The sequence below is a fragment of the Cytophagia bacterium CHB2 genome (assembly GCA_030263535.1).
Taxonomy (GTDB): Bacteria; Zhuqueibacterota; Zhuqueibacteria; order Zhuqueibacterales; family Zhuqueibacteraceae; genus Coneutiohabitans.
This window is the reverse complement of record SZPB01000621.1, coordinates 1-2,138: the sequence shown is the minus strand read 5'-3', so window position 1 is coordinate 2,138 and position 2,138 is coordinate 1. Positions and strand designations below refer to the sequence as shown.

Annotated in this window: 2 protein-coding genes and 1 tRNA gene; 2 read left to right on the top strand and 1 reads right to left on the bottom strand. The window is 52.2% G+C overall.

What is annotated here, in order from left to right:
• A partial coding sequence (locus FBQ85_29570) for a caspase family protein (protein ID MDL1879279.1) occupies nt 1-194 on the bottom strand: 194 nt, incomplete at its 3' end.
• 522 nt (nt 195-716) lie between these two features.
• Between FBQ85_29570 and FBQ85_29565 the strand changes: the two genes are divergently transcribed.
• Both FBQ85_29565 and FBQ85_29560 read left to right on the top strand, forming a co-directional pair.
• Nucleotides 717-792, top strand: a tRNA-Gly gene (locus FBQ85_29565).
• A 110-nt stretch (nt 793-902) separates the two neighbouring features.
• Nucleotides 903-1,928, top strand: a complete 1,026-nt coding sequence (locus FBQ85_29560) for a hypothetical protein (protein ID MDL1879278.1) — start codon at nt 903-905, stop codon at nt 1,926-1,928.
• Nucleotides 1,929-2,138: the final 210 nt, after the last annotated feature.

Genomic DNA, 2,138 nt, shown 5'->3' with positions numbered 1-2,138 from the left:
CGGAATTGTTTGATGATGTTGCCGCGTGTGGCATCGCGATCCTTCAACACTTCGATCGCCAACTCGCTTTTGTTGAAATTGCCGGTTAAATATTCGTTGAAATGATCGACATCATTCAGACAGCCGGCGAGCCTGCCGACTTCCGGCGCATAGTCGTTGATGCCGACCAGAAGGGCATAGATTTTTTGGGCCATGGGGAAGTTCTCCTCAAGATTGATTTTGTTGACGAGGCGAAGCGGATTCAATCATAAATACAGTTTTAAAGAACAGAAGTTGGGGAAAACTGTAACTTTTTTCTGAAGGCAAACGGCCGTCTCCAAACACGGCCGATCCAGCACGGAACCGGCGCCCAAGCCTTGATAAAGGCGCACCGGAACAAAGGCAAGAAAGATAAGAGAGTACTGTGAGGGGTAATTTTCGTTTGCAGCCAGCTTTTGGATCGTGATTAGGCACGCAACAAGATGCAAAATAATTCTTCGTAAAGCAACATACAAAGCGCAAACACAAATTGTCGTGATAACACTTTTCTGGTAATAGATGGGTTTTTACAACTGTCAACTATTTTCAGGACGAGACAGTGCGCTGCGCGCGACCTTCGGCTTTGTTGTTGAACGCCTACGGCGTATTCGTGCGGCCCACACAGAACAGCATAGAACCGTTTTTTCTCTTGACTTTCGTTGCCAGAAGCTTAATTTACACGCCGTTGTAAGGAATAGGCGAATGTAGCTCAGTTGGTAGAGCATCGGCTTCCCAAGCCGAGGGCCGCGGGTTCGACCCCCGTCATTCGCTCTAATGAATTAAGGAGTCTCAGGCTGCTCCGCGGCGCATGACAAGGCCGGAAGAAAATACGGCGCATTACGTTAGTCGTCAAAGTGTTTTGGCTTTAAGAGGATTTTGTAACTATGAATGGGATGGCGTCTCCTGCTCCGGGCAGCGATACAGTGCTCATCTCACCTCTCCTTAGACTTCGAAATCTTCAACCGTCCTCTCTTTCCGAGCGACCTTGCAAACCATTTCATTTTTGCATGTCAAAACTTAGAAGCTTACCAACCCTGCTCTTGCATGGAGGAAAACCTATGTCCAGAAGCAATATGCTTCGCGCAACTCTGATGGCAACCACGTTGGCAATTTTTATGGCGTCAGCCGCACTGGCGCAAGTCACGCAAACCGTCGGCGCCAGCGGCGCCATCGATTGGAGCCAGCAAAAACTGCGCTCGACCGGCATCGCCGCGCCGAATCCCAACCTGCCGTTCGGCGCGCAACGCCCGGCAGCTCTCGAAGCCGCAAAATTGGTGGCGTTGCGGAATCTGTTGCAAACCGTAAACGGCATGGCCATCACCTCCGAGACCACCGTCAAAAATATGGTTTTGGAAAACGACGAAATCCGCACCAGCGTGGAAGGTTACGTGCGCGGTTTCACGGTGGTGGACACGCGCTACATGAGCGACACTTCGGTTGAAGTCGACGTCGAAGTCCCCATGGCGGGATTGGCGGACTTGCTGCTGCCGCCGGGAAAAGCTGTGCCGGTCGGCGGCGCGCCTGGTCCGGTGGGATATCCGCCGGCAGGAACCGCAGCGCCTGCTTCTGGCGCCGCGACGGGTCTGATCATCAACGCCAAAGGCCTGTCTGTTACGCCCGCAATGGCGCCGAAGATTCTCGATGAAGACGGCAATGAAGTTTACGGCTCAAAGTATGTCGATCGCGAATGGGCTGTGAAGCAAGGCATGGTGGGCTACGCGAAAGACGTGCCCTCGGCGCGCACCAACCAGCGCGTGGCGCCGAATCCGCTCGTCATCAATGCTGTCAAAGCGTTGGGCAATAACAAGGCTGATGTCGTCATTTCAAATGCCGATGCGCAAATGCTCAAACAACGCAGCGAGAGTGAAAGCTTTCTCACCAAATGTCAGGTGATGGTGGTCGTTGATTGATTAAGGGTTTCTAAAAACAACTTCCCGTACAAACGTATAGCCCCCGCCCCTCGTCGGCGACTGGTGGAACACTGAAATTTCGTGTTCCATCAATGCCCCACAAGGGGCGCGACTACGACGAACTCGGGAAGTAATTTTTTGACGCTCACTAAGGAATCCCAGCGAATGTCAAAACCATTGAATTATAAGGAGGGTTGTATGCGGAGCAAG